The sequence below is a fragment of the Oricola cellulosilytica genome, assembly GCF_019966575.1.
GTDB classification, from domain to species: domain Bacteria; phylum Pseudomonadota; class Alphaproteobacteria; order Rhizobiales; family Rhizobiaceae; genus Oricola; species Oricola cellulosilytica.
The window spans coordinates 540765-567700 of sequence record NZ_JAINFK010000001.1 but is presented as its reverse complement, the minus strand read 5'-3'; the positions used below and the strand labels follow the sequence as shown (position 1 = coordinate 567700).

Below are 26936 nucleotides of genomic sequence, written 5' to 3'. Positions count from 1 at the left end.
ATGGTTAGAAAAGTGAACGCCAATCCGCTTTCCAAATGCCTCAAGAAAAAGAACGGCGCGTACGTTCTTAGCTTGCCGGAAACCCTGCCGGGAGAAAGTGCGGCAAGCGTTGCCGATCTGGTTCTGACGGCGCGCGATTCATCGCTCTCTATCGATGCAAGCAAGGTCGAAAGGATCGACACGCCTTGCATTCAGGTCCTGCTGTCCGCAGCGCGCCAGTGGCGCGAGGACGGTTCGGAAATGAAGTTCACCGGCCAATCGGCCGCTCTGGACGAAACCCTGTCGATCCTCGGCCTCTCAACAACGGAACTCGAAGCGGGAGACGCTAAGCATGCTTAAGAAGATACTCACCGTAGACGATTCACGGACGATGCGCGAAATGCTCCGCCATTGTCTTGCGGGCGCGGGATTTGAGGTCGTGACCGCCGAAGACGGCAAGGACGGCATCGAGAAGCTTCGGGAGACGCAGCCCGACGTGGTGATCACCGACATCAACATGCCGGTGATGGACGGCTTCGAGTTCATCGAGAACGTTCGCCAGCTCAACGAATACAGCCGCGTGCCGATTCTCGTCCTGACGACGGAAAGCGCCCCGGAAAAGAAGCAGCGCGCGCAAAGCGCGGGTGCGACGGGCTGGATCGTCAAGCCGTTCGATCCCGAAAAGCTCACCAAGGCTGTGAACCGGGTAATGCCATAAAAGCGGAACGAAGACGCCATGAGCCTTGAAGATATCAAAGAAACATTCTTTGCCGAATGTGCCGATCAGATGTCGGATCTCGAGACCGGGTTGCACGAAATCCAGTCTTCCGGTCCGGACCTCGATACGGTCAACTCGATCTTTCGCGCGGTACATTCGATAAAGGGTGGCGCAGGCGCCTTCGGCTACAATTCCCTGGTTTCGTTCGCCCACGTGTTCGAAAACGCGCTGGACATCATCCGCAACGACCTCTCCCAGGTGAACGAGCAGCGCATGGATCTGCTGCTGCGCTCGGTCGACGTGCTGTCGGACATCATCGACACATCGCGGGAAGGAACGGACGCTGCCGATTTCTCCGGGCTCGCCGGCGAACTCGAGACGGCTTTTGGCATGAGCCCCGGTGCTGAGGAAGAAGAAGAGGAAGACGCGCTCGCCGATTTCGCCCCGGTGATGATCGATCTCGGCGCCATCGACGTCGCCGATGCTCCCGCGGGACGCACTTTCAAGGTCGGTTTCACGCCGCATGCCAGCCTCTATCTCAAGGGGCACGATCCGGTCCGCTTCTTCCGCGAACTGGCGGATATCGGAACCGTCACGGCGAAATGCGATGCCGGTGACCTGCCGTCGCTGTCCGAGCTGTCGCCGGACGAGAGTTACCTGAAATGGGAGCTCGAGGTCGTCACCGAGCGTCTTCAGGAAGAGATCGAGGCGGTGTTCGAATGGGCCGAGGGCGAATGCGTCCTTTCGGTCGAGGAAATGGGCGGCCCCGGCGATGACGGAGGCGATGGCGTGGATCTCGACGATTTCCTGAACCTTCTCGGCGACGAGCCGCAGGCCGAGGAAAATGCCGTTGTCGACATCGACGATTTCGGCCAGGACAACATCGTCCAGGAACTCGGATCCGCCGATCTGGCCGGAGAGCAGGCGCCCGCCCCCGAGGGGGACGACCCGAAGGCCGAGAAACGGGAGATCAAGAAGCCGAGCCCCACGATCCGCGTCGAGTCCGACAAGGTCGACCGGCTGATCAACCTGATGGGCGAACTGGTCATCAACCAGGCGATGCTGGCCGAACGGTTCGGGCAGGCGGGCTTCGGATCGGCCGCGCCGACGGTTCTTGCGCTGAACGAGCTGCAGAACCTGACCCGCGAGATCCAGAGCAGCGTGATGGCGATCCGTGCGCAGCCGGTCAAACCGGTCTTCATGCGCATGTCGCGCGTCGTCCGCGAGGTTTGCGCCGCGACCGGCAAGAAAGCCCTGCTGACGCTGGAGGGCGAGAGCACGGAAGTCGACACGACCGTCATCGAGGGCCTCTCGGACCCGCTGACGCACATGATCCGCAATGCGGTCGACCATGGCATCGAGGACGCGGAAACCCGCCTTGCGGCCGGCAAGCCGGCCAATGGCACGGTCAAGCTGTCGGCCTATCACAGTTCGGGCCGCATCGTCATCGAGATCGAGGACGACGGCGCGGGGATCAACCGCGACCGGGTTCTCCAGAAGGCGATCGACAAGGGAATCGTGTCGCCCGACGCCAAGATGTCCAACGAGGACATCGACAACCTGATCTTTGCCGCCGGCTTCTCGACAGCCGAGACCATCACCGACGTGTCCGGACGCGGCGTCGGCATGGATGTCGTCAGGCAGTCGATCCAAGCGCTCGGCGGCCGCGTCAACATATCCTCGCGTCCCGGAGAGGGCTCGCTGTTCTCGATGAGCCTTCCGCTGACGCTCGCGGTTCTCGACGGCATGATCGTCAAGGAGGCGGGCCAGACGCTGGTCCTTCCGGTCTCCTCGGTCCTCGAAACGTCGACGCTCAAGCCGGGCGACGTCTATACCATCGGCAGGAACAGCCGCGTGGTGAAGCTCCGCAACACATTGGTGCCGATCATCGATGTCGGCCAGCAACTCGGCTTCTCCGAGTGCCGGTCCGACTATTCGAAGGGCACGATACTGGTGGTCGAAGGCGGCAAGGACGGCCTGGGGGCCTTCCTCGTCGATTCCATCGAGGGTCAGCAGCAGGTCGTGATCAAGAGCCTGGAGAGCAATTACCAGCGCGTGCCGAGCATCGCGGCTGCGACCATCCTCGGCAACGGCCAGATCGCGCTGATTCTCGACGTCGATCATATTGTCAACAATCAGAGTAACGAGCCGGGGGCCGGCCTGATCCGGTCGATCGCAGGATGATGTCGATGAGTGAAGGAAAAAATCTGTCGCGGCTCCGGCGCCCTGAGGTCACAGCCTTCAATATCGGCGATCCCGGGCAGCCCTGCGCACCGGCCGCCGCCGGGTCGTCCGCCACGGATCGCCGTCCGGTCAACGGGATATTCCCCGACGCGATCTCTCGCCGGATGGGGTGGGCAGCATGAGCACGGCACTTCAGCAAGCGCCGAAGCGCAACGATCTCGGGCGCGAGTACACGCTATCCGACAAAGATTTCGCATCGATCGCGAAGTTCGTGAAGACCGAGGCGGGCATCAATCTGACGGAAGCGAAGCGCGATCTCGTCTATTCGCGCCTCGTCAAGCGACTGCGTGCGCTGCAACTGGAGGGATTCGGCACCTACATCGATCTGGTAGCGTCACCGGAAGGGGCCTCCGAGCGCAGCGAACTGATCTCGGCGATCACCACCAACGTCACCAATTTCTACCGGGAGCCGCACCACTTCGACCATCTGAGGTCGGTTGCCGTGCCCGACATGGTCAAGCGGATGGCGGCCGGGGAGCCGGGCCGGATCTGGTCTGCCGGGTGTTCGGACGGGCGTGAGCCCTACACGATCGCCTGTACCGTTCTGGAAGCGATGCCGGACGCCGCGAAGCGCAATTTCAAGATCCTTGCCAGCGACATCGATCACAAGTCGCTCGCTTCGGCGAAGGCCGGCAGATACAACGCGGAGATGGCCTCGAAGATGCCGAAGAACGTGCACGACAAGTTCTTCGTTCGAAGCGCCAATGGCGTCGAGGCAGGCAGGGAAATCAGTGAACTCATCGCCTTCCGGTACCTGAACCTGCTTACAGAGTGGCCGTTCAAGCAGAAATTCGACATCATCTTCTGCCGCAACGTGCTGATCTATTTCGAACCGGATCTGCAGGCGCAGCTAATTGCGCGTTTTTGTTCCGTCCTGAAGCCGGACGGCTATCTCTATATCGGCCATTCCGAACGCGCCAGCGGGCCGGCGCTGCAACATCTGGAGCAGGTCGGAGTGACCACCTACCACCACATTCCGGCAGGAGGCCGCAAGTGACCGCGCGTGCAATAGTCGTTGACGATTCGCCCTCGATGCAGAAGCTGATCTCAGCCGTGCTGGAGACGGATCCGGGTATCACGGTTGTCGGCACCGCCGAGAATCCGGATGCGGCCCGCAAGATGATCAAGGCCCTCGATCCCGACGTCATCACGCTTGACATCGAGATGCCCGGCATGAACGGACTCGACTTCCTCGAGCGGCTGATGCGGCTGCGTCCGATGCCGGTCGTGATGATCTCGAGCTGGACCCGCAAGGGCGCCGACGCCACGATCGCCGCGCTGGAACTGGGCGCTTTCTCCTGCCTGCCGAAACCTCGCATGGATGACGAGGCCGCGCTTCGCGACATGTGCGAGCACGTCAAGGCGGCAGCGGCCGCCAGGGACGCGATCCGCGGACGCGGCAAATCGCCGGCCCGTCCGGTGGCCCAGTCCACGCAGGCGGTGTCTCCCAGACTCAGCATCGTCGCGATCGGAGCCTCGACCGGGGGCGTCGAGGCGCTGACGGAAGTCCTTACGGGCTTTCCGGCCAATTGTCCGCCGACGATCGTCACGCAGCATATGCCGGAGCATTTCACCAAAAGCTTCGCCGAGCGGCTCGACAGGCTGTGCGCCCCGACTGTCCTCGAAGCGGCCGACATGACCAGACTGCAGCGCGGGCATGTCTATATCGCTCCGGGCAGCGTCGGGCATCTGACCGTTTCGGACCGGTCCCAGTCGGTCTGCAGGGTCACGCCGGGCGAGCAGCGGTCGGGCCACATGCCCTCGGTCGACGTGATGTTCGAATCGGTCGCGAAGGTCTACGGAAAGCGCTCCGCGGCCGCCCTGCTCACCGGAATGGGGAGCGACGGCGCTCAGGGTCTTCTTGCTCTGAAGAATGCCGGCGCCCACACGATCGCCCAGGACCGGGCGACAAGTCTCGTTTACGGAATGCCAGCCGCCGCGAGCCGGCTGGGGGCGGCAAACCACATTCTACCGTTAGCTGAAGTCGCATCGGTCCTGCTGAGCGGCCATACGGAGGTAAGACAAAGTGTCAGTGCTTAACGTATTGAGGATGATGGTCATCGACGACCACATTTCGAGCAGAATGGTCACGGTCGAGGCGTTGCAGGCCTTTGGGATCAAGCACATCAGTGTTGCCAAGGACGGGCGCGAAGCCTTCAGCAAACTTGTCGCCGAACCCGTGCATCTGGCAATCTCGGATCTCTACATGCCGGACGTCGACGGATTCCAGCTCCTGAAGGCCGTGCGGGCGCATCCGAAGATCGGCAAGACCGGCTTCATTATCCTGACCGGACGGAAGGACAGCAACGTCGTGCAGACGGCGGTAAAGCTTGGCGTGAACAACGTCATCTCCAAGCCTTTCACGCCGGACGTCCTGAAGAAATCAATCGAATCGGTCGTGGGAAAACTCAATTGACCATAGCGTTGGCAAAACGGATACCGATCGTACAAGGCGATTTCGCCGTATCGGACCAGGAGGGCGCAGTCATCTCGACGGTCCTCGGGTCGTGCGTCGCCGCCTGCGTCTACGATCCCGTTGCGCGGGTCGGCGGAATGAATCATTTTCTTCTGCCGGGGAATCCCGATCGCGGCGGGTCCGACCAGTCACGGCGGTATGGCGTATTCCTGATGGAAAAGCTTCTAAATGCGATGTTCGAGAAGGGCGCGCTTCGCAAGCGCATCCAGGTGAAGCTGTTCGGCGGTGCGCAGGTGCTCGACGCCCGCAGCGACACGGGGCGCAAGAATGCCGAATTCGCGACCAACTTTGTCCGCAACGAGGGACTGGAGCTTGTGACGACAAGCCTCGGCGGATTGCAGGGACGCCGTATCGAATTCGAACCCTACACCGGCAAGGCGCGGCAGAAATTTATCGGCATGGCTGTGCCTGAGGTAGAGCCGAAGAGTATCAAAACCGAACTGGAGAGTGCCGGCGATGTCGATTTCTTCTGAGAACCGCAACGAGCCCACGGTGGATGCGAAAAAGGAAATCGAGATTCATCAGGCGGAACTGGTGGGGCTGCTGGTCGGCGAACTTGCGCTGATTGCGGGCGAGATCGAGGAACTGCCGATCGGCGGAGCCGAGATGACGTTCGAACAGATGGTGGCCCTGCAGAAAATCGACTTCTGCCGTCAGCGTCTGATGGAAGTGACGAAAATCATGCAGAACGCGTTCGGGTCCGACGCGGCGACCACGTTGCATGACCTGGAAGAAATTCTCATCGACGTCGGTCTCGAGCACACGCTTGATACGTTCCGCCGCACCGGTTGACCTCCCCGCGGCGGTTCAACCCGCATAACGCTCCAGTCTGACCCACGCCCCGCCTCGTCGCGACGAGTCCACACAAGCGGTTACGAACGCGACGCCGGCGACGCCGTCCTTGATGTCGGGAAAGACCACATCGCCGGGGACCGGTGTGTCTTCGCGCCGCGCCTCGATCGCCCTCGCGGCCTCGCTGTAGATAGTCGCGAATCCTTCGAGATATCCTTCGGGATGTCCGGCCGGAATGCGGGTCGCGCGCGCGGCCGCACTGCCCGCGCCCGCGCCGCCCCTGGTAAGCAGCCGTTTCGGCTCGCCGAGCCGCGTGTGCCAGAGATAGTTCGGGTCCTCCTGCGCCCACTCCAGGCCTCCCTCGGATCCGTAGACCCGCAACCGAAGTGCGTTCTCGTTTCCGGGGGCAACCTGGCTGCACCAGAGCATGCCCTTGGCGCCGCCCTCGTAGCGCATCAGCACGTGACCGTTGTCGTCGAGCTCGCGTCCTTCGACGAAGGCGTCGAGATCGGCGCAGAGCGAGTCGAGTTTCAGCCCCGTCACGAAGGAGGCGAGGTTGAAGGCATGGGTGCCGATATCGCCGGTCGATCCGCCTGCACCCGATCTGGCCGGGTCGGTGCGCCATCCGGCCTGTTTCTGGCCGGTGTCTTCCAGCTTTTCGGAAAGCCAGTCCTGGGCATACTCAACCTGAACGAGCCGGATCGTCCCGAGATCGCCGTTCGCGATCATTTCGCGGGCCTGCCGCACCATCGGATAGCCGGTATAGTTGTGGGTGAGCACGAACAGGGCATTGCTTGAATCGGCAGCCTTGGCGAGCTTTTTTGCGTCGGCGAGGGTCGAGGTAAGCGGCTTGTCGCAGATCACGTGTATGCCGCGCTTCAGGAACTCTCGGGCCACCGGATAGTGCATGTGATTGGGCGTGACGACTGCGACCGCCTCGATGCCGGTCTTCAGGCGCGCCTCTCGCTTCGCCATCTCCTTGAAATCGCCGTAGGCGCGGTCCTGCGCCACGCCGAGATCAGCGGCCGATGCCCTCGCTTTCTCCGGGGTCGAGGAGAACGCTCCGGCGACGAGTTCGAACCGATCGTCGATGCGGGCCGCGATCCGGTGCACTCCGCCGATGAAGGCGTCTCGTCCGCCACCGACCATGCCCAGTCTGATGCGCGCCATGATGCTTCTCCCATTATCGCCGCGAGATACCCAGCATCCGCCGGTTCGCATCGTCGTCCGTTCCGCTGTCGGCGAAATCGTCGAACGCCTTTTCGGTGACCCGGATGATGTGGTCGGAGACGAACTGCGCGCCCTCGCGCGCACCGTCTTCCGGGTGCTTCAGCGCGCATTCCCACTCCACCACCGCCCAACCGTCGAAATCGTAGGCCGTGAGCTTGGAGAAGATCCCCTTGAAATCGACCTGCCCGTCGCCGAGCGAGCGGAAGCGCCCGGCGCGGTCGACCCAACCCTGGAACCCGCCATATACCCCTTGCCGTCCGGTCGGGTTCAGTTCCGCATCCTTCACGTGGAACATCTTGATGCGCCGGTGATAGATGTCGATATTGGCGAGATAATCGAGATGCTGCAGCACGTAGTGCGATGGGTCGTAGAGCATGTTGCACCGGGCATGGTCGTTCACCCGCTCAAGGAACATCTCGAAGGTGACGCCGTCATGCAGGTCCTCCCCCGGGTGGATCTCGTAGCAGATGTCGACGCCGCATTCGTCGGCGTGGTCGAGGATCGGTCGCCAGCGCTTCGCCAGTTCGTCGAAAGCCGCCTCGACCAGGCCCGCCGGACGCTGCGGCCACGGATAGACATAAGGCCAGGCCAGCGCGCCGGAAAAACTCGCCATCGCGCCGAGGCCGAGGTGTTTCGACGCCTCCAGCGCCATCTTCACTTGATCGACCGCCCATTCCTGCCGGGCTTTCGGATCGCCGCGCACGCTCTCGGCGGCAAACCCGTCGAACGCCTCGTCATAGGCCGGGTGCACGGCGACGAGCTGGCCCTGAAGGTGGGTGGAAAGCTCCGTCACCTCGATGCCGTTGTTCGCGGCCACGCCCTTGAACTCGTCGCAGTAATCCTTCGATGACGCCGCCTTCTCCAGATCGATGAAACGGCCGTCCCAGCTGGGCACCTGGACGCCCCTGTAGCCGCAATCGGCGGCCCATCGGGTGATCGCGTCCCAAGAGTTGAAGGGCGCCTCGTCGCCCGCGAATTGGGCGAGAAACAGCGCCGGTCCCTTGATCGTCCTCATCGGATTGTCCTCCCTGTCGCGCCGGCAGTGGCGTGACTGCCCGCGCCTGCGCTCGTCCGCAGTTCAGACAAGCAATGGTGCGCCTGTCAATCGGGAGCGATCAGTTTGGCGGATCGAACCGGCGGCTGACGGCAGCCGGGCGGCCGGGCAGGGACAGCGCGCTGGTCTGCTGGGCGCGGCGCGATACGATCTTCCCGTGCGACATGACGAGCAGCCGGTCCGGGCGCAGCCGGATCGCCTCGACCGGATCGCCGGCGTCGAGCACCACGAGGCTGGCGCGCTTGCCTTTTTCGAGGCCGAGATCGGTCAGCCCCATGATCTTCGCGGTTTCGGTCGTCACCATGTCGAAGCATTTGCGCATCGCGGCCGGGCTGGTCATCTGCGCGACGTGCAGGCCCATGAAGGCGACGTCCAGCATGTCGGCGGTGCCGAGCGGGTACCACGGGTCGAGCACGCAGTCCTGGCCCCAGGCGACCTTGATGCCATGGTCCAGCATCTCGGGCACCCGCGTCAGCCCGCGCCGCTTCGGATAAGTGTCGTGCCGCCCCTGGATGGTGATGTTGATCAGCGGGTTGGGGATCGCCGCGACCTTGGCTTCGGCCATCAGCGGCAGCAGCTTGGAGACGTAATAATTGTCCATCGAATGCATCGACGTCAGGTGCGAGCCGGCGACGCGGCCCTGCAGGCCGAGCCGCTGCGCCTCGAAGGCGAGCTGCTCGATGTGCCGCGACATCGGATCGTCGGTCTCGTCGCAATGCATGTCGACCATCAGGCCGCGCTTTGCGGCGATCTCGCAAAGCTCGGAGACGCTGGCGCGGCCATCGGCCATGGTGCGCTCGAAATGCGGGATGCCGCCGACGATGTCGACACCCATGTCGAGCGCGGCGAGCGTGTTTTCGCGCGCCTTCGGGGCGCGGTAGAAACCGTCCTGCGGGAAGGCGACGAGTTGCAGGTCGAGATAGGGCCTTACCTGCTCGCGCACGGCGAGCAGCCCGCGCACGCCGGTCATGGCGTGGTCGTCTGAGGTATCGACGTGGCTGCGGATGGCGAGCAGCCCCATCGAGACCGCCCAGTCGCAATAGCGGAGCGCCCGATCGATGACGGCTTCTTCGGTGAGCAGCGGCTTCAGTTCGCCCCAGAGACCGATGCCTTCCAGCAGCGTGCCCGACCTGTTGATGCGCGGCAGACCGTAGGACAGCGTCGCGTCCATGTGGAAATGCGGATCGATGAAGGGCGGCGAGACGAGGTTGCCGGAAATGTCGATCGTCTCGCCGGCTTCGGCTTCGATCGACGGCTCGATCGCCGCGATCCGGTCGCCCGAAATCGCGATGTCGGCGGTCGTTCCGTCCGGCAGGACGCCACGTTTCAGGAGGAGGTCGATGCTCATCGCTCGCCTTTCTGGTAGGGCACCATCAGCGCCTTCGGATAGGTGGCGCGCCGCGCCACCGCGATCAGCGCCAGGATCGACAGCACATAGGGCATCATCAGGAAGATCTGGTAGGGGATCACTCCGCCGGTGACCTGCTGCAGCCGCACCTGATAGGCGTCGAAGGCGGCGAACAGGATCGCGCCGACCAGCGCTTTTCCCGGCCGCCAGGAGCCGAACACGACCAGCGCGATGCAGATCCAGCCGCGCCCGTTGATCATCTCGAAAAAGAACGAATTGAAGGCGCTCATCGTCAGGAAGGCGCCGCCGATCGCCATCAGCGCCGATCCGGCCATCACCGCGCCGATGCGGATCATGGTCACGCTGATCCCCTGCGCCTCGACGGCCGCCGGGTTTTCGCCGACGGCGCGCACCGCGATACCCGCCGGCGTGCGATAGAGCATCCAGGCGACGACGGCGACGACGACATAGGCGAGATAGGTGAGCGGCGTCTGGTTGAACAGCGCCGGTCCGACCAGCGGGATCTCGGAGAGGCCGGGGATCGCCCATGGCTGGAACGGCTCGATCTTCGGCGGCGAGGTGACCTCCGGCAATGCCACCCGATAAGTGAAATAGGTGAGGCTGGTCGCCAGCAGGGTGATGCCGATGCCGGTGACATGCTGCGAGAGGCCGAGCGGCACGGTCAGGACGCCGTGGAGCAGGCCGAAGGCGGCACCCGTCAGCGCGGCAACCAGAACGCCGGTCCACAGGTCCCCGCCGGCATAGACGGTGATCCAGCCGGCGAATGCGCCCGCCGTCATGATCCCCTCGATGCCGAGATTGAGGACGCCGGCGCGCTCGCAGATCAGTTCGCCCATGGTGGCGAAGATCAGCGGCGAGGCGATGCGGATCGCCGCCACCCAGAAGCTCGTCTGCCAGAGGATCTCGAAGGCTTCCATCATCACCTCCACCGGATCCGGAATCGCGACAGCATGATCGCCGTGACCATGGTGAGGAGTGCGGTCGCCACCATCACCTGGGCGATGTAGCTCGGCACGCCGGCCGAACGGCTCATCGCGTCGGCACCGACGAAAATGCCGGCGACGAAGATCGCCGCGACGATGACCCCGAGCGGATTGAGCATCGCCAGCATGGCGACGACGATGCCGGTGTAGCCGTAGCCGGGCGACAGATCGAGCGTCAGGTTGCCCTTCAGCCCGGCGACTTCGGAGAACCCCGCCAGCGCGGCCAGGCCTCCGGAGAGAAGCGCGGTCTTCATCAGCACGCGGTTGACCGGGATGCCGGCGAAGCGCGCCGCTTCGGCATTGTGGCCGACGGCGCGCATCTCGTAGCCGAACACGGTTTTCTTCAGGATCACCCAAGTCGCCACGGCACTGACAATGGCGATCACGAAACCGAAATGCAGCCGCTTGCCCTGGATCAGGCGCGGCAGTTGCGCCTCGGCGACGACGCGTTTCGATTGCGGCCAGCCGAGACCCATCGGGTCCTTGAGCGGACCTTCCAGCAGCATCGAGACGAACAGGATGACGATGAAGTTCAGAAGCAGCGTGGTGACGACTTCGTCGACGCCGAAGCGGGTCTTGAGGATCGCCGGCCCGAGCAGCAGCAGCGCGCCCGCCAGCATGGCGCACATCATGATCAGCGGGATGAGGGCCAGCGACGGCGCGGCGACCGCTCCGGTTCCTAGCACCACGGTCATCACCGCGCCGATATAGAGTTGCGCCTCCGCGCCGATGTTCCAGAGCTTGGCCCTGAAGGCGACAGCGACGGCAAGGCCGGTGAAGATCAGCGGCGTCGCGCGCGTCAGCGTCTCGACCAGCGCGAATTGCGAGCCTGCCGCGCCTTTCAGGACGAGCCAGAAGACGTTGAAGGGCGACGCGCCGGCGATCAGTACCAGCAGTGACGCGATCAGCAATGTCGCGAGGATCGCGCCCAGAGGGTAGGCAAGCGTGGCGGCGAGGCCCGGCGCCGGCTTTGCTTCAAGCCGCATGGGACGGATCCTCCAGCCCGTGGCCGGCCATCAGTTCGCCGATCTGTTGAACGGTCAGTTCCCCGCGCTTCGAGGGTGGCGAGAGCCGCCCCTTGGAGATCACCACCAGCCGGTCGGAAAGCGCCAGCACCTCGTCGAGGTCTTCGGAAATGAGCAGGATGGCCGCGCCGCGTTTGCGCGCCTCCAGCAGTTTCGAGTGAACATAGGCGACCGCGCCGACATCGAGGCCGCGCGTCGGCTGGTTGGCGAGGATGATTTGCGGATCGCCGTCGAGGGCGCGGCCGAGGATCAGCTTCTGCATGTTGCCCCCGGAAAGCAGACGCACGCGCGCGTCCGGTGACGGACATTTGACGTCGTAGTCGTCGATGATCCCGCGCGCGAAGGTTTCGGCGGAACGCCAGTCGAGAAATCCGTTGCGGCTGAACCGGCGTGTGCGGTAGCGTTCCGAGATCACGTTCTCGGTCACGTTCATGTCGCCGATCATGCCGACCGCATGACGGTCCTCCGGGATACGGCCGATGTGGCGGCGAAGAGCTTCGCGCGCCGACCAGCGGTTGATGGTTTCGCCGCCGATCCGCATCGCGCCGCGTTCCGGCCTGAGCGTCCCCGCGATCAACGCGGCGAGCGCCGCCTGGCCGTTGCCCGACACACCGGCCAGACCGGTGATTTCGCCGGCGCGCAAACTCAGCGAAACGCCGTCGAGCGGCGCGCCGCCCGCACGGCCCGCAGTATGGATGTCTTCAAGTTCGAGCATCGTACCGCCGGGCGCGTGCTCTGTCACCGCCGGCGCTGCGATGTCACCTCCCACCATCAGCGCCGCGAGTTCCGGCCGTGTGGTGTCGGAGGTCCGCCGTTCTCCGGCAATCCGCCCGGAGCGCAGCACCACGATCCGGTCGCTGACGGCCATGACTTCATGCAGCTTGTGCGAAATGAAGATGATGGAAAGGCCCGAGGCGACCAGCTTCTTCAGTGTCGCGAACAGCGCGTCTGTCTCCAGCGGCGTAAGCACGGCGGTCGGTTCGTCGAGAATGAGAATGCGGGCGTCTCTGTAGAGCGCCTTGAGAATTTCCACGCGCTGCCTCTCGCCGACGGATAGATCGGAGATCAGCGCGTCCGGATGAACGGCAAGTCCGAAATCGCTCGAAAGCGTCTCGATGCGTTGTCTTGCCTTGGCCTTGTCGAAGCGCGGAGAAAAAAGGCGCTGGGTGCCGAGCGCGATGTTCTCGATCACGCTCATCTGATCGGCAAGCGTGAAATGCTGATGCACCATGCCGATCCCGGCGGACAGCGCCGCGCGCGGCTCTCCGGCCGGTAACGGCCTCCCGAACGCCTCGACGGACCCCTCGTCGGCGACATAGTGACCGAACAGGATGTTCATCAGCGTGGTCTTGCCGGCACCGTTCTCGCCGAGCAGCGCGACGACCTCGCCGCGCTTCAGTTCCAGCGAGATGGCGTCATTTGCCGTGAGTGGACCGAACCGTTTGGTGATGCCGGAGAGGCGGAGAACCGTTTCCGCCTCTCCGCCCGATGATGGCGTCATGCGCTCGATTTCGGCTCGGAATCGTCAATCTCGACGGCCCAGGAGCCGTCTTTCAGCTTCTCTTCCTTGACGGCCACGAGCTTGAGGGCATCTTCGGGCACCTTGCCTTCAAAGGTGCCAAGTGGCGCAAGCGAACAGCCGCCCTCCTTCATGAAGGAGTAAATGCCGTAATCGTCCGCCTTGAATTCGCCGGCCTTGACCCGGGCGATGGCGGTATCGAGCGTCGGCTCGAAATGCCAGAGCGCCGACGCGACGACTGTTTCGGGATAGTCGGCCTGCGTGTCGATGACATTGCCGATGGCAAGCACGTCGCGTTCCTGCGCGGCGTCGGACACGCCGAAACGTTCCGCATACATGATGTCGGCGCCGGCATCGATCTGCGCGAAAGCGGTTTCCTTGGCCTTCGGCGGGTCGAACCAGGAACCGATGAAGGCCACCTGAAACTCGGTCGATGGAGCGACTTCGCGCACGCCCGCCATGAAGGCATTCATCAGGCGGTTCACCTCCGGGATCGGGAAGCCGCCGACCATTCCGATGTTCTTCGATTCCGTCATCGCCCCGGCAATGATGCCGGAAAGATAAGACGCGTCCTGAATGTAGTTGTCGAACACGGCGAAGTTCGGCGTGTCGTCCTTCGGCTTGAAGCTCGAACCCATCAGATAGGCTTTTTCCGGATAGTCGCGCGCGACCTGCCGGGCGGCATCTTCGACGGCGAAGACTTCACCGATGATCAGGTCGTGACCCGCCTCGGAGTATTCGCGCATGACGCGCTCATAGTCGTTGTTCGACGTATTTTCGGAGAACACATATTCGATGTCGCCGCGCTCGACGGCGGCGTTGGCGGCCTTGTGGATGCGGCTGACCCACTGCTGCTCGACCGGCACCGTATAGATCGCCGCCACCTTCAGCGGCGTCTGCGCGCTTGCCCTGCCGATGATGCCGGGCATCGCCAGCAGGCCCGCGCCTGCCGCAGCCGTTTTGATCAGCCGCCGTCTGTCGATGGCCGGACCCTTGCCGAAAAATTTCTCGTGAGACATCGCACACCCTCCTGTTGAAGACCTTCCGGTTTGAATCCCGCCCGTTATTTTTGATCGAACGGTAAACCGGGCGGGAGGATGTGGCAATATGGCAGGTGCAACTGACGGCGGAGGCTTTCAATTGCCATTCCGCCACTCCGGCATGGCGAGGGTTCAGTCCGCCGTGCGATTGCGCTGCCAGAACCAGACCGCATAGCCCAGAAGCGCCAGACAGATGCTGGCTTCCCGGATTTCGGCGACTTCGTAGTTTTCGACCTGATTGATCCCCTGCGCGAGGTAAAGCACCTGTGTGGCGGCAATGATGCCGAGGCCGGCGAGGACCGGGAGTCGGTTCGCGTGCGAACGGGAGAGAAAGAGCACCATGACAGCAATGCCGGCGATGAACATGACCTGCTGCGGCATGATGTTCCAGGACGCGTACATTCCCCCGACCAGAGGCATTGCGAGAAGCGCAAATCCGCCCGGAGGAACGAAGCGGGCCAACTGATCGCGAAGCAAGCCAGGCAGGTTCGGGAGCAGCAGGGGCATCGCGATGAAGGCGGCGAACGCCCCGCCGTAATAGATCATCTCGAAGCGAATGGTATAGAAATTATGCAGGTTCGTTTCCTGCTGGAGGTTGCCCTCGAAGGCCGGCGGCGCTTCCCACCCGAAATAATGCTGTCCGTAGGACGTCTCCTCAAGCAGGAGGATCAGAACGGCGAGCGTCATCCCAAGTGTGAGGAGCCGCGCCGGCAACCCGAAAACCCGGCGGCTGCGCAGCCCGTCGCCAGTGATCGCCGTCAGCAAAAGGAGAGCAGCAGCCAGCGCGATCGCGCCTTCCTGGAGGAGCGCGATCGATCCTAGTTCGGTGACAGCCGCCGTGAGCGCGGCCGGGGCAACGATCAGCACGGTCGCCGCCCAAATATGGACTCCGTAGGTGAAGAGGCAGATCGCCCAGAAGGCGATTGGCTGCATTCCGAGGTTCCGGCGCGCCCCGTAGCCCGGAGCCTCCGCCGGCATGACGGCGTAGGCAAAGGCGATACCGGCGATCAGGCTTAGCGTCAGGCGGATGAGACCGCTGACCTCCCAGTCTGGCGGGGATTCGTAAAGAAATGTCCGGTCGAACAGCGTCAGGTCGATTATCAGCGAGGCAATGACGCAGGCAGCGGCCGTAGCGAGCAGCCATACCCGCAGAGGCAGTTTGGTATCCGGGCTGTAACTATCCACGAACATGTGCAATCTCCCGCGTTGCGGTCACGATGTCGTCGCGCCGAGAAGCGCCTTGATTTCATCGAGGGAATCGATGCGTGACACGTCGAAATCCGGATCGCTGAGATCCACGCCGAACTCCGTTTCAAGAGCAAGCAAGACGTTGACGGCCGCAATGGAGTCGAGACGGCCGCTGTCGAACAGCGATTCATCGTCCCTGAACTCGGTCCCCTGCCCGCGTTCGGCCAACAGGTCAGCGATGGTTTCCCGCACGGATTGGATGTTCATCGAGGTCATGGGGTCACTCCGAAGAGGCTGAAGAAGAAAGTGATGCGTTCACCGGCGGGCACGACGCCGCTGGTGTCGTCAAAGACCTGAAGGAGAGCGTAAAAGACGATGACCTGGACGCGCGGCAGCACGTCGTAGCGCCACCAGCCGTCCTCCGGCTTCGGTCTTTTTTGAGCGATCTGCGACCAGATCAGACCCACCGTCAGAACGGCGGCGTAAATGATGTAGGAAGACAAATCCTCGATCATCGACAGGAAACCGCGGGTCGCGAAATAGGGCGAGTTGCTGATTACGTCGAACAGAATGTTTCCGACGAAGGCAGCCGCGAAGGTCGCGAACGCGATGCGCAGGCGCGGAAAGCGTTTGAAGTATCGCTGGAACGCCGGATAGAAGAAGAAATCTGCGAGAAGTTCCTTGAAGTAGAACAGATACCGGCCCCAGAACTCGGAAATCGTCCGGGAGGCGAGAGGCTTCGCCATGCCGCGCGGAACCTTGAACCCGGCCATTCTTATGACCGCGACGAAGGCGTGAATATACGCCCCGAAGACAATGATCTGCGCCAGGAAGGCCGCGCCCACGATCGCCCAGCGGACGGCCACGGCCTGGTCCGCTCCGGCCGCCGTGGCGGCGATTGCGTCATCGAGCTGCGGGAACTCGAGCCCGCCGTACAGGATGCGATTGAAGACGATGTCCCACGCCCAGTAGAGAATGGTCGCCCAGACAACCAGCTTGAGCGCTTTCAACCGGGAGATTGCCAGTTCGTCCGCGTTCCCGGCTTCGAACTTCCGGAAGTAGGCCGGCCCCTTGAACGGAACAGAGGTGGCTGCCCAGACGGGGCGCAGAAAGCCGAGTTGCTGACCGATCGGGAGGGCCAACTTGGAACGGCTGTCGAGCAGAATGTAACCGAGGAAAAAGAAGCTCCCCGTCAGATAGGCGAGAAATATCCACGCGGGAGGAAAGAGCGGGTGAGTGTCGGGAAGGGCGATGGTTGCCGCCGACAGACCGACACAAAGGAAGAGCATGAACTGGATCGGCCGCCGTGCGATGAAACCCGCTTTCCGGGTCACCTGGTTTCTGATCATCGCGGCAGCAAAAGCGATGAAGACAAGCCCAAAGAGGACGAAACCGATCTGGGTCGGAGCGGAAGTTCCGTAGGAAGTCCAGAGCTCGTCGAAGACGAGATAATGCTCCTCGTGTTTCAGCGGCCTGAGCAGGAAATAGACCGCGCCAACGGCAGTCAGAACGGCCATCCGCCGGGCGGGGAGGACTGCAGACAGGACCAGTGCGATGGCGATCAGCACGAAATGCTTGGTGCGCACCGCCGGAAGCAGGAACAGAACGCCTAGAAACGCGACGTGCAGGATCGTCTGCCCCCAGCCCGTCTGGGCCCATCGCAACACCGCCTCGTTGCGGTCCATGTCGAGCCATTTGCGCCGCCACCGGAGTGGATTGAGCGTGACGGAAGCTTGCGGACGCGCTGTGTCGACCGAGGTCATGATGCTGCCGCCGATCCGCTGTTTTCCTGCTGGAGCAGGGCAGTCAGCGCATTCCGGTCGATCTTGCCGTTGGCGTTGAGGGGCATCGCGTCAATGGATTGGATGCGTCCCGGCACCATGTGGGGCGGCAGAATCTTGCGCAGGCTCTCGCGAATCCGGTCACCGTTTCTTTCACCGGGCACATAAAACCCGACGACACCCTCTGCCGTGCCGTTCGCCATAGGCCATGCGACGGCGGCGGCCGTGTCCGTTTCGGCCGCGTCCCGCAGTCCCATGTCGATTTCCTCCAGTTCGATACGGTGGCCATGCAGCTTGATCTGGTTGTCGAGGCGCCCGAGATGGTGGAACACGCCGTCGGCGTCCCGATAGCCCCGGTCTCCGGTGAGGTACCACCGCTTGTCGTCGATGACCGGGAAACGTTCAGCGGTCAGTTCCGGTTGCCCGAAATATCCACGCGCAAGTTGTGCGCCGGCGAGCGCGATTTCGCCGCGCTCTCCGTCGGCGACGGTTCGGCCGCCGGCATCGACGATCCGCGCTTCCATGCCGGGATAAGGTCGGCCGATTGCGACGATCCCCCGTTCGCGGGTCGAGAGGCCGCCCTCCGTCCATGGCTGGCGCAGGCAGGCGATGGTCGCTTCCGTAGGGCCGTAGATGTTGTCGACGATGCTGTTGGGCGCGGCCCGGCTCCATGCTTCGGCGGTCTCGACGGGAAGCGGTTCTCCGCAGAACAGCGAAATCCTCAGCGACGGCAGGCTGTCCGGCGCGAGCCCGCCGGTCTTGCGGGCCATTGTCACCACGGAAGGCACCGAGAGCCAGGTGGTGATCCCGTGGGCCCGTATGAAGCGGGCCGGCACCACCATGTCGAGCGGCCGCAAGACATGCAGGGTCGCACCGGCCTTCCATGTTGTCAGCATGTTGTGCACGGAGAGGTCGAATGTGATGTCGCAGGTTTCCGCAGCGCGGTCGTCCGGTCCGAAATCGTACCACGCTGTCATCGCATCGAGATAACTCTCAACCGCTCCGGTGGGGACCATGACGCCCTTTGGCTTGCCCGTGGTTCCCGACGTGAATTCGATATAGGCGAGATGATCCGGACCGACATGCGCGGGCCCGTCGGCATCATTCTCATGGGGCGCATCGATCTCGGCCTCCAGCGTCCGAAACGCGCCCCGATCGGCACCCCGCCGGAAGATCTTACCCGGAGCCGCCTTCTCCACCTCGGGCGTCAGCAGTTTCTCGCCGGCCCAGTCGACGATCAAGGCGTCCAGTTCGAGCCTCTCGAACAGCTCGATCAGGCGTGCTTCCGGGGATTTCAGGTTGATGGGGACATAGGTTCCGCCCGCCCAGGCGGTAGCGAGGATCCCGATGCACGCTTCGGCGCTGCGCGATGCGGCTATGCCTACCCGGCCATGGGTGAGGCAGGGTCGGATCGCCCCGGCGAGGCGGCGCACGTTTTCGCGCAATGTCCGGTAGGTGTACCGCTCGGCTCCGGCGACAAGCGCCTCGTTATCCGGATGGGCGGAAAACGATTCTTGCAAGGAGCTAGCAATGTTGAAATTCGCCGTCATGCGCAGGCCTCGCTGCATCTGCTGACTATGCAGTAACAAAGAGGTCCTGAAGCGAGAAGGGAAAGTAGTTGTTTACCTTAATCGATATAAGTTAAATTAAGTCGGCGATGAATAGTAAATGTTCTAGAGAATTTAGCCAAGCGCACTTCGTTGAACGCGGTGTGCCTTTACCTAAGCGAACAGTGCATAGAGCTCGGCGATGCCGATTAGCGCCAGCACCGCCGTAGAAGTCATCTTCAGGGCCCGCATATTTCTGGATTTCACGGCCTTTCCGAAGCTTGTGGCGGCCATGTCTTCGTCCATGGCATCCCGTAGATTGCTGACGTCATCGAGCGCGGCCCCGCCCCCGAGGATTCCGTAAGCAGCTACCGCGACTACCAGCACAGTCAGCGGAGCCGAATAACCGCTTGGGCCAAGTTCCATGATCGCGGCCAAAGCAATATATGCAAAGATCGTTGTGCGCATAATATTGCCGTACTGATACAACCGAGCCATGCTAAGAAAGTTTCTCTGGTCCTGTGTCACGATGGTCTCCTGTCCGGGGCCTCTCATCTTGGAACCGAACACATGTGCTGCGGTAATCGTCAGATGCAGATTCCCACTGTGTCACACCCTGTCCGGATATATTGGGTGCTTGGCCTGACATCATTCCGGTTTCCTTGTCGGTGATTGTGGCGGCCCGCTGCAACGCGGTTTACTTTCCCCGCACACATGGAAGGAACAACGCCGGTCCTGATGGTCACCCCCACCCCTGTGCGGTTTATAGCCCTCGGGCCCAATCGAATGCGCATCTGACTTCCTAACTGCCTTGGCATAATCAGAACCGATTCAGGAGGCGCGAGGGACCTCGAGCAAAGGCTGGACGTGGATCGATGTATCCTTCCGCAAAACCCAAGGAGTTTTGTCGAGAATCGGCGTCTATGATGGGCCCATACGGGCGATGTTGCATGATCCAAAGAGGCTATAGCTCGTACCGGCAAATGAAAAACCCGTTCCGCGGCAGGCCGAAGTCGCGAAAAAATACTGCACGGCCCCAATCTCCTTGGTCGATCTCGGAGATCGGTGCGCCAAGTTTCCCATAGTACAAATGGGTCATGCGGGGGCTCTCAGGCGCGACTACTAGTGATCCGGTCGGTAGTTGAAAAAACCATACGTCGGAGAACGCTCATGAAATACTGGAACACGTTAGTTTGCCTTCTGGCAGCAGGTACGGGACTAGCCGGATGCGGCACCACTTCCACACCCGCGCTCGCGCCTTATGCAAGTGCTTATGACGCTACCTACGCCTCTGTGGTGGTGGACGCGATTTCCAAGCACCTCGTGAACCCGGGCGACAAACTTGAGGGCGGGGCAGTCACATCCGCCGAGGCATTCGGGGGCCCTAGTATCGTTAGCCTTAAGGCTCCTGCCAAAGTCGAAATCGAAAAGACCGCTGACGCTTATATTCTCCGTTATGCCGGCGAGGAAGTGACATTTACCGCGACCGATCTTCAGACAGGCGGTTTCTACGAGCAGAAAATGAACGACTCGAGCGGTACACCGCGCACGATCGGGTACCTGTTCGCTCTGGTTGCCGGTACCACCCCTGACGCGCTTTCAGCCCCGGATTCCGCGATGGTACCCATCGGGTTCGGAGTGCGGACCAACTCCAAAGGAACCGTCACGGCAGACGATGCGGATGGGTTCTCTAATGGTTTCGGTTTTGTCGGGCTGGAAACGGCCCCGTCGGACATGCCGAAAACGGGGGCGGCTGTTTACAAGGGCTACGGTCGGATCGACGCCTACAACAAGCAGGTGGACTTTAGCGTGGCGGGCAACGAAAACCGGCGCGTCTACAGCGGTGACAGCACTCTTGAAGCGGACTTCGGGGCCGGAACCGTATCGGGTCGGGTCGATCTCAGCGAGGCGCGTCGTAGGATAACCGATGGCAGCGGAGGGCTCAGTGAAACACGGACGGACATCTCGGGCCAGGGTGCGTCGGTCTTGCTGGATTCCGCGGCGATTGTGCAGAACGGTTTCGCGTCAGATCTTTCGCTCAACGCTGCAGCGGAGACGAGTTTAGCGGCCGATGGAATCAGCGCCGATACCGAGGCGGTGGCAGTGGGACGGTTCTACGGAACCGGAGCGGGCGAGGTTGGCGCAGTCATTGCCGGCGAAGGTACCTCCCACGTGATTACCGGCGCAGTTACCGGGTACAAGCAACCCTGATCTGCAGTGAAATGCAGACCACCCAGATGTAATCCGAGGCGGGCCGCTGGTCCGGTCCGCCCCAATTTCCGGGTATTCGATGAGATTACTGGCGTGCATCCCGATCTTGTTTGTCTTCGCCTGCACAATCTATTCCGCGCACGCGCAGAGTATCTCTGAGATCGATCGCTCCATCGGACGGAAAAATTTTCCAGAGGCTGCGGTAATGGCATCTCGCATGGCCGCGAAGACGGGCCTCGGTTGGCTGCCCGACTACGTACGCGGATACGCGCTTCTCGCTTCCGGCAACGCGAAAGACGCTGAATCCCTGGCCCGACGCCTAGAAGACATTGGCGTTCATGACGTGCGAATTCGACACCTTCTGATCAACACCCTTCTTGCACAAGGCAAGAGTAGACAGTCCATCTATTGGATCAGGCGCAACATGGGTGCCGTAGACGACCCTGTTATACGAGCCGAGTACGGCCGTGCGGTCGCCATGTACCAACGCATGCATCCCGACGGTGGCATCTCGATGGCTGGCGGCGTCATCCCTTCTACCAATGTCACGAAGGGAACCGCGATGGACACCGTCTACCTGAACGACCTTCCTTTCGCGATCGCACCTGAGGCCCAGCAAGGGGCCGGGATCACCGCCACAGCGTCGGCGACTGCCTTCAGAAGATTTCAGACTGGGGAGCTCAACGAACTGATGGCGTCGGTCACGGCGGGAGTGGAGCGAGGGATCTACGGGACCGAAACAGATCTTCTGACGCTATCGCCGCGCCTTCGGTTTGTCGTCTACAGAGGAGCGAACAACTTCTGGGTTGGCCCCGTCTCGGAACTTCAGTGGCAGGGGGGACGTCCTTATGCCAGGCGATGGGGGATGGCAGCAGGAACCAGTCTGTTTCTCTCGCCGTCGGATCGCCTCGATGTGACGACGGAAGCGGTCAAGCAAGATTCCCGTGACAGGCCGTATCTGGATGGAACACGGATCAAAGCCGACATGGCATGGAAGCGAAAGCTGCCAGGTTCTTCTGTGCTCACGCTCGGAGCTGGGTTTACGCGGGAGACTACGCGCGCTGGACACTTAAGCTTCAGGGGCGGGCGGGCAAGTGCAACGCTGGGAAGGACGTGGCAGAGCGGGCTGTATGCCGATTTCTCGTTCTCCTGGGAGGAGAAGTTCTACGATGCGGACTTTCCGCTGATATCCGAGCCAAGAAAGGACCGTGAGGCGAGCCTGCAAATCGGCTTCGCTCATGAACGGCTTAAGCTCTTTGGCACAATTCCCTACGTGGGTGCGCGCTATGTGAAACACGGCTCGAACGTCCCGCTTTATCGCTTCTCGAGCACAGACCTCGTCCTGCGGGCGCACAGGCAATTCTAAAGGGATGCCTGGGAACGCCGGCCCTGAGGGACTTCCAAACTCAAAGTGCACAATTCGGAAATGCCAAGAGCCTCTGACCTTACCGGATCTCGAAGCGTTTCAGACCAATCTCCTCGCTCTCAACGCCGGAGTGGAAGCAGCCAGGGCAGGGGATGCAGGCGCAGGATTTGCGGTGGTGGCGCAGGAGGTTCGCGAACTGGCGCAACGCTCTGCCACCGCCACCCAAGAAATCGAACGTCTCATCCGGACATCCACGCAGTCCGTTGGGCGGGGCGTTGATCTCGTCACGAGAACGGGTGAGGCCCTTCAGGAGATAGGAAAGCAGGTCGAAACGATAAATGGTAACGTGGCGTCGCTGGTAGCCGCGTCGAGTGAGCAATCGACCTCAATCGGAGAGGTGAACGGCGCTGTCCACGACATGGACAGGGTGACTCAGCAGAACGCGGCGATGGCCGAGGAGACGACCGCGGCTATCCACGCGCTGGTCGAGGAGATCGAGGAACTCGATGGGGCGATTGCACGATTCCGTGGTCACGGCGCTGTCCAATCTCACGAACAGAGAGCGGCGTAACCCCTCGGATTCCGCGACAAGCGCCTCGTTGTCCGGATGGGCGGAAAACGATTGTTGCAAGAAACCAGCAATGTTGAAATTTGGCGCCATGCGCAGGCCTCGCTGCATCTGCTGATCGTGCAGTAACCCGTTTCGGCCGAATTGCCCGGCGCGGCGGCTGTGGTTGCCGGCGCTGGACCTGGCAGGACCGATCGTCCGATGCCCATCCGAGGTCTTGCTCCACCCTTGATCGCGCAGAAGCCCGGCCCGATTGATCGATGTCATGGCGAAGCCGGGAATTCTTCGCGATCCTGATCAGTGCATCGAGAGCATCGGTGCGCTGTAAAAGAGAAGGGAAGCGATCATGAAACCGTTTATAGCCGCCGTTCCGCTGCTTGCAGTAGCGATAACAAATCCGGCTCTGGCGGAAGGCGATCTGAGCCGCGAAAATGTAGTCGACGTCACCATAGAGCTCGGCAGCAGCGATGATGGAATGTACATGAAGCCGGACGTGCTCGAATTCGAGACCGGCAAGGCCTACCGGCTGATCCTGGTCAATGTCGACGAGATCAAGCATGAGGTCGCACTCAATGAGATGGGCGAAAGAGTCTTCACCCGCAAGATCGAGGCGACCGATCCCGACGGCAATCTGATCGCCGAGGTCAAGGGGCACATCAACGAGGTGGAGGTCGGGCCGGGCAAGACCGTCGACTGGTACATTGTCCCGGTTCAGACGATGGAAGCCTCCGAAATCACCTGCGAACTTCCCGGTCATCTCGAGGCCGGTATGCGCGCGTCGGCGACGATCAAATAAGGACCGTCCGGCGACCCATGATGGTGGAGGTTGGTTGGTGGAGCCAAGCGGGATCGAACCGCTGACCTCCTGCATGCCATGCAGGCGCTCTCCCAGCTGAGCTATGGCCCCGACCGTAACCGCGCGAGGTATGTGGCGCGGATCGCGGTTCGATACATTTGCGCCGCGCGGAGATCAAGTCCCCGCGGCGCGCATTTCGTCAGTTTTCGTCGTCGTCCCCGCCGGCGACATCGATGATTCCCGCGACGTCGTCGTCCTCATCGTCATCGTCATCCGCGAGGAAGGTGTCGTCGTCGTCATCGTCGTCGTCGAGATCGACGCCCAGATCGTCGTCGTCTTCGTCGTCGGCATTGTCGCCGAGATCAGGCATCGCGGCCTTTTTCTTCTTGCCGGTATCGTCCTCGTCGTCCTCGGCATCTTCCAGCGAAACGACCTCGGCGCCGTCCGCCTCCACGGCTTCTTCGGTCTCATCCGCGGTCTCGTCCGCCTCTTCGACCTCCTTTTCCTCGACCGCATCCGATTTGGTCTCCTCGAAGAAGGAGAGCGGATAGGAATTGCCCGTGTAGGGCGACACGATCGGATCCTTGTTCAGATCGTAGAATTTCCGCCCTGTCTCCGGGCAGATGCGCTTGGTGCCAAGTTCTGGTTTCGCCACGGTCGCGTCCTTGTTTCTGATACGGTGGATATCCACCCGCCCCGCGAAAACCGGCGGCGGACAGGCACTCGTTTTTCCTGAAAATTGGTCGCCGGTCCATAGCCACAAAGAAAAAGCCTGTCAAAGGCCAATTCGCCGAGCGGCGAGGTTGCGTGGCTGGATGATGAAAATGCCACAAATGCAGTGCCGAGGTGTGGTGATTTTGCCGCAGGTGTGTGTTAGGCCGCCGCGTGTTTCACACCAATCCATTGTCCAGTTTTCCATCATGTCCCACTCCACCTCGCTGAAGCCCGCCACTGCGCGTCCGTCGTCAGCCCTTTCCGGCTCGGTCCGGATTCCAGGCGACAAGTCGATTTCCCACCGCTCCTTCCTGTTCGGCGGCCTCGCCTCGGGAGAGACCCGTATTTCCGGCCTTCTGGAGGGCGAGGACATTCTCGCGACCGGCGAGGCGATGAAGGCCATGGGCGCTGTCATCCGCAAGTCAGGAGGCGAATGGATCATCCATGGTACCGGCAACGGGTGCCTTCTCGAGCCAGAACGCGAACTCGATTTCGGTAATGCCGGGACCGGCGTGCGCCTGACCATGGGACTGACAGGCGTCTACGACATGGAGACGCGCTTCACTGGCGACGCCTCGCTGGTCAAGCGCCCGATGGGCCGGGTGCTCGATCCGCTGCGGCTAATGGGCGTGCAGGTTGGCGCAGCCGAAGGAGACCGGCTGCCGCTGACGCTTCGCGGACCGCGGACGGCCAATCCGATCAGCTATCGCGTGCCGATGCCGTCGGCGCAGGTGAAATCGGCGGTGCTCCTGGCCGGCCTGAACACGCCGGGGGTGACCACGGTGATCGAGCCGGTGATGACGCGCGACCACACCGAAAAGATGCTTGCCGGGTTTGGCGCCGAACTCGAGGTCGAGACGGATGGCGATGGCGTGCGCCACATCCGCATCGAGGGCCAGGGCAGGTTGTCGGGCCAGACCATCGCCGTACCCGGCGATCCGTCCTCGACCGCATTTCCGCTGGTCGCCGCGCTGATCGTGCCTGGCTCTGACGTCACCATTGAGAACGTACTGATGAACCCCACGCGCTCCGGCCTGATTACGACGTTGCTCGAGATGGGCGGGTCGATCGAGATCACGAACGAACGACAGGCCGGCGGCGAGGATGTCGCCGATCTGCGCGTGCGGGCGTCGGACTTGAAGGGCGTGACCGTTCCCGCGGACCGCGCACCTGCGATGATCGACGAATATCCCGTGCTCGCGGTGGCAGCGAGCTTCGCCGAGGGCGAGACCATGATGCCGGGCCTCGATGAATTGCGGGTCAAGGAGAGTGACCGGCTGGCCGCCGTGGCGCGCGGACTCGAGATAAACGGGGTCGATTGCTCCGAGGGCGAGGACTGGCTGTCGGTCCGGGGCAAACCGGGCGGCAAGGGGTTGGGCGCTGCGTCACGGGAGGCGGTCGTGGCAACCCATCTCGATCATCGCATCGCCATGAGTTTTCTCGTGATGGGGCTTGCTGCGGAACACGGAACGAAGGTTGACGATGCTGCCATCATCGCCACCAGTTTCCCGGAATTCATGGAATTGATGGCGGGGCTGGGCGCGGAGATCGAGGCGGCAGAATGAGCCTGACGATTGCCATCGACGGTCCGGCGGCATCGGGGAAGGGTACGCTGTCACGTCGGATCGCGTCCCATTACGGCTATCGCCATCTCGACACGGGCCTGACCTACCGCGCCGTGGCCAAGGCGCTGATCGACGCGGGGCAGCCGCTCGACGATGAAGAGGCCGCGATCGACGCTGCGCGGACCTTTGATATTTCGGATATGCGCCGAGACGTGCTGGCCGCCCACGAGATCGGCGAGGCGGCATCGAAGGTGGCGGTTATGCCCGGCGTCCGGAGTGCGCTTGTCGCGCGGCAGCGCGATTTCGCAGCGCAATCGCGCGGGGCGGTGCTGGACGGGCGCGACATCGGCACCGTCGTCTGCCCGGATGCGCCGGTAAAGCTCTACGTGACCGCCTCGCCGGAAGTGCGGGCGCGGCGCCGCTATCACGAGATACTGTCGAACGGAGGCGAGGCCGATGAAGAGGCGATTCTCGCCGATATCCTCAAGCGCGACGAGCGCGACATGGGCCGCGCCGACTCGCCCCTCAAGCCGGCGGACGGCGCGCACTTGATCGATACATCGGAAATGACTATAGAAGCCGCGTTCCGGGCGGCACGCGAATATATCGACGCCGCCCTGGACAACGACTAGCAGCTTCCGAACAGCGATCCCCGCGCCGGATTTGGCCCGCACGCAAAAGATGGGCCGGATTGCCGTTTGGAGCAACGAAACACCAACCCGCCGGCGCTTGTGTCCGAAGGAAAACATTCCGGACACGCCAGGAGTATCA

General features: G+C 62.4%; 28 protein-coding genes and 1 tRNA gene. 15 read left to right on the top strand and 14 right to left on the bottom strand.

Annotated features, from left to right (window positions below):
• From LC298_RS02635 to LC298_RS02595, 9 genes are read left to right on the top strand one after another with little or no spacing between them, the layout of a single operon-like run.
• On the top strand, positions 1–339 hold the full coding sequence (locus LC298_RS02635) for an STAS domain-containing protein (RefSeq protein WP_131564922.1): 339 nt from the start codon (positions 1–3) through the stop codon (positions 337–339).
• Positions 332–697, top strand: coding sequence for a response regulator (locus tag LC298_RS02630; RefSeq protein ID WP_131564924.1), 366 nt, complete (start codon positions 332–334; stop codon positions 695–697). Before LC298_RS02635 ends, LC298_RS02630 begins: the two co-directional genes overlap by 8 nt.
• Before the next feature lie 18 nt (positions 698–715).
• Positions 716–2881, top strand: coding sequence for a chemotaxis protein CheA (locus LC298_RS02625; protein ID WP_131564926.1), 2166 nt, complete (start codon positions 716–718; stop codon positions 2879–2881).
• Between the two features lie 5 nt (positions 2882–2886).
• Positions 2887–3063 (top strand): hypothetical protein, encoded by a 177-nt coding sequence (locus tag LC298_RS02620; RefSeq protein ID WP_158284664.1) that lies wholly within the window; start codon positions 2887–2889, stop codon positions 3061–3063.
• A complete protein-coding gene (locus tag LC298_RS02615) occupies positions 3060–3938 on the top strand; it encodes a CheR family methyltransferase (protein ID WP_131564928.1) in 879 nt (292 codons plus the stop codon). Before LC298_RS02620 ends, LC298_RS02615 begins: the two co-directional genes overlap by 4 nt.
• Positions 3935–4981: a protein-glutamate methylesterase/protein-glutamine glutaminase gene (locus LC298_RS02610; protein WP_131564930.1), complete on the top strand. Its 1047-nt coding sequence runs from the start codon at positions 3935–3937 to the stop codon at positions 4979–4981. Before LC298_RS02615 ends, LC298_RS02610 begins: the two co-directional genes overlap by 4 nt.
• Entirely contained in the window at positions 4968–5357 is a 390-nt protein-coding gene (locus tag LC298_RS02605) for a response regulator (RefSeq protein ID WP_131564931.1), read from the top strand. Before LC298_RS02610 ends, LC298_RS02605 begins: the two co-directional genes overlap by 14 nt.
• Positions 5354–5890 carry a chemotaxis protein CheD gene (locus LC298_RS02600; protein ID WP_131564933.1) on the top strand — a complete coding sequence of 179 codons (537 nt, stop codon included), beginning with the start codon at positions 5354–5356 and terminating at the stop codon, positions 5888–5890. Before LC298_RS02605 ends, LC298_RS02600 begins: the two co-directional genes overlap by 4 nt.
• Positions 5874–6209 (top strand): hypothetical protein, encoded by a 336-nt coding sequence (locus tag LC298_RS02595; protein WP_131564935.1) that lies wholly within the window; start codon positions 5874–5876, stop codon positions 6207–6209. Before LC298_RS02600 ends, LC298_RS02595 begins: the two co-directional genes overlap by 17 nt.
• A 15-nt stretch (positions 6210–6224) precedes the next feature.
• Here LC298_RS02595 and LC298_RS02590 read toward each other — a convergent pair whose 3' ends face one another.
• The 12 genes from LC298_RS02590 to LC298_RS02535 form a co-directional block, all read right to left on the bottom strand.
• Complete coding sequence (locus tag LC298_RS02590; RefSeq protein ID WP_131564937.1) at positions 6225–7379, bottom strand: Gfo/Idh/MocA family protein; 1155 nt, start codon at positions 7377–7379, stop codon at positions 6225–6227.
• Between the two features lie 13 nt (positions 7380–7392).
• A complete protein-coding gene (locus tag LC298_RS02585; RefSeq protein ID WP_131564939.1) occupies positions 7393–8454 on the bottom strand; it encodes a sugar phosphate isomerase/epimerase family protein in 1062 nt (353 codons plus the stop codon).
• 100 nt (positions 8455–8554) lie between these two features.
• Entirely contained in the window at positions 8555–9841 is a 1287-nt protein-coding gene (locus LC298_RS02580; protein WP_131564940.1) for an amidohydrolase family protein, read from the bottom strand.
• The gene (locus LC298_RS02575; RefSeq protein WP_131564942.1) at positions 9838–10779 is read right to left on the bottom strand and encodes an ABC transporter permease; all 942 of its coding nucleotides are present in this window, start codon (positions 10777–10779) and stop codon (positions 9838–9840) included. The genes LC298_RS02580 and LC298_RS02575 overlap by 4 nt, the downstream gene beginning before the upstream one ends.
• Positions 10780–10781: 2 nt before the next feature.
• Positions 10782–11831, bottom strand: a complete 1050-nt coding sequence (locus LC298_RS02570; protein WP_131564944.1) for an ABC transporter permease — start codon at positions 11829–11831, stop codon at positions 10782–10784.
• Positions 11821–13371, bottom strand: a complete 1551-nt coding sequence (locus tag LC298_RS02565; RefSeq protein WP_131564946.1) for an ABC transporter ATP-binding protein — start codon at positions 13369–13371, stop codon at positions 11821–11823. Before LC298_RS02565 ends, LC298_RS02570 begins: the two co-directional genes overlap by 11 nt.
• Complete coding sequence (locus LC298_RS02560; RefSeq protein WP_131564947.1) at positions 13368–14408, bottom strand: BMP family protein; 1041 nt, start codon at positions 14406–14408, stop codon at positions 13368–13370. Before LC298_RS02560 ends, LC298_RS02565 begins: the two co-directional genes overlap by 4 nt.
• 153 nt (positions 14409–14561) lie before the next feature.
• A complete protein-coding gene (locus LC298_RS02555) occupies positions 14562–15620 on the bottom strand; it encodes a hypothetical protein (protein ID WP_131564949.1) in 1059 nt (352 codons plus the stop codon).
• Positions 15621–15641: 21 nt separating this feature from the next.
• Positions 15642–15893, bottom strand: coding sequence for a phosphopantetheine-binding protein (locus LC298_RS02550; RefSeq protein ID WP_131564951.1), 252 nt, complete (start codon positions 15891–15893; stop codon positions 15642–15644).
• Positions 15890–17380 carry a hypothetical protein gene (locus LC298_RS02545; RefSeq protein WP_131564952.1) on the bottom strand — a complete coding sequence of 497 codons (1491 nt, stop codon included), beginning with the start codon at positions 17378–17380 and terminating at the stop codon, positions 15890–15892. The genes LC298_RS02550 and LC298_RS02545 overlap by 4 nt, the downstream gene beginning before the upstream one ends.
• The gene (locus tag LC298_RS02540) at positions 17377–18948 is read right to left on the bottom strand and encodes an AMP-binding protein (RefSeq protein WP_158284665.1); all 1572 of its coding nucleotides are present in this window, start codon (positions 18946–18948) and stop codon (positions 17377–17379) included. The genes LC298_RS02545 and LC298_RS02540 overlap by 4 nt, the downstream gene beginning before the upstream one ends.
• A gap of 171 nt (positions 18949–19119) precedes the next feature.
• Entirely contained in the window at positions 19120–19473 is a 354-nt protein-coding gene (locus tag LC298_RS02535; RefSeq protein WP_131564957.1) for a hypothetical protein, read from the bottom strand.
• Between the two features lie 642 nt (positions 19474–20115).
• On the opposite strand from LC298_RS02535, the gene LC298_RS02530 reads away from it, so the two are divergent.
• The 4 genes from LC298_RS02530 (at position 20116) to LC298_RS02515 (ending at position 23886) form a co-directional block, all read left to right on the top strand.
• Complete coding sequence (locus LC298_RS02530) at positions 20116–21156, top strand: transferrin-binding protein-like solute binding protein (RefSeq protein WP_131564959.1); 1041 nt, start codon at positions 20116–20118, stop codon at positions 21154–21156.
• A 217-nt stretch (positions 21157–21373) separates the two neighbouring features.
• On the top strand, positions 21374–22522 hold the full coding sequence (locus LC298_RS02525) for a surface lipoprotein assembly modifier (protein WP_158284666.1): 1149 nt from the start codon (positions 21374–21376) through the stop codon (positions 22520–22522).
• Between the two features lie 4 nt (positions 22523–22526).
• A complete protein-coding gene (locus LC298_RS02520) occupies positions 22527–23093 on the top strand; it encodes a methyl-accepting chemotaxis protein (RefSeq protein ID WP_131564963.1) in 567 nt (188 codons plus the stop codon).
• Between the two features lie 343 nt (positions 23094–23436).
• Positions 23437–23886, top strand: a complete 450-nt coding sequence (locus LC298_RS02515) for a cupredoxin domain-containing protein (RefSeq protein ID WP_131564964.1) — start codon at positions 23437–23439, stop codon at positions 23884–23886.
• 35 nt (positions 23887–23921) lie between these two features.
• Here the strand turns inward: LC298_RS02515 and LC298_RS02510 are convergent.
• Together LC298_RS02510 and LC298_RS02505 are read right to left on the bottom strand one after the other, a co-directional pair.
• Positions 23922–23997, bottom strand: a tRNA-Ala gene (locus LC298_RS02510).
• 88 nt (positions 23998–24085) lie between these two features.
• The gene (locus tag LC298_RS02505; RefSeq protein WP_131564966.1) at positions 24086–24541 is read right to left on the bottom strand and encodes a TIGR02300 family protein; all 456 of its coding nucleotides are present in this window, start codon (positions 24539–24541) and stop codon (positions 24086–24088) included.
• Positions 24542–24806: 265 nt separating this feature from the next.
• Between LC298_RS02505 and aroA the strand changes: the two genes are divergently transcribed.
• Both aroA and cmk read left to right on the top strand, forming a co-directional pair.
• Entirely contained in the window at positions 24807–26165 is a 1359-nt protein-coding gene (gene aroA, locus LC298_RS02500) for a 3-phosphoshikimate 1-carboxyvinyltransferase (RefSeq protein WP_131564968.1), read from the top strand.
• Positions 26162–26797, top strand: coding sequence for a (d)CMP kinase (gene cmk, locus LC298_RS02495; RefSeq protein WP_131564970.1), 636 nt, complete (start codon positions 26162–26164; stop codon positions 26795–26797). The genes aroA and cmk overlap by 4 nt, the downstream gene beginning before the upstream one ends.
• Positions 26798–26936 lie beyond the last annotated feature (139 nt).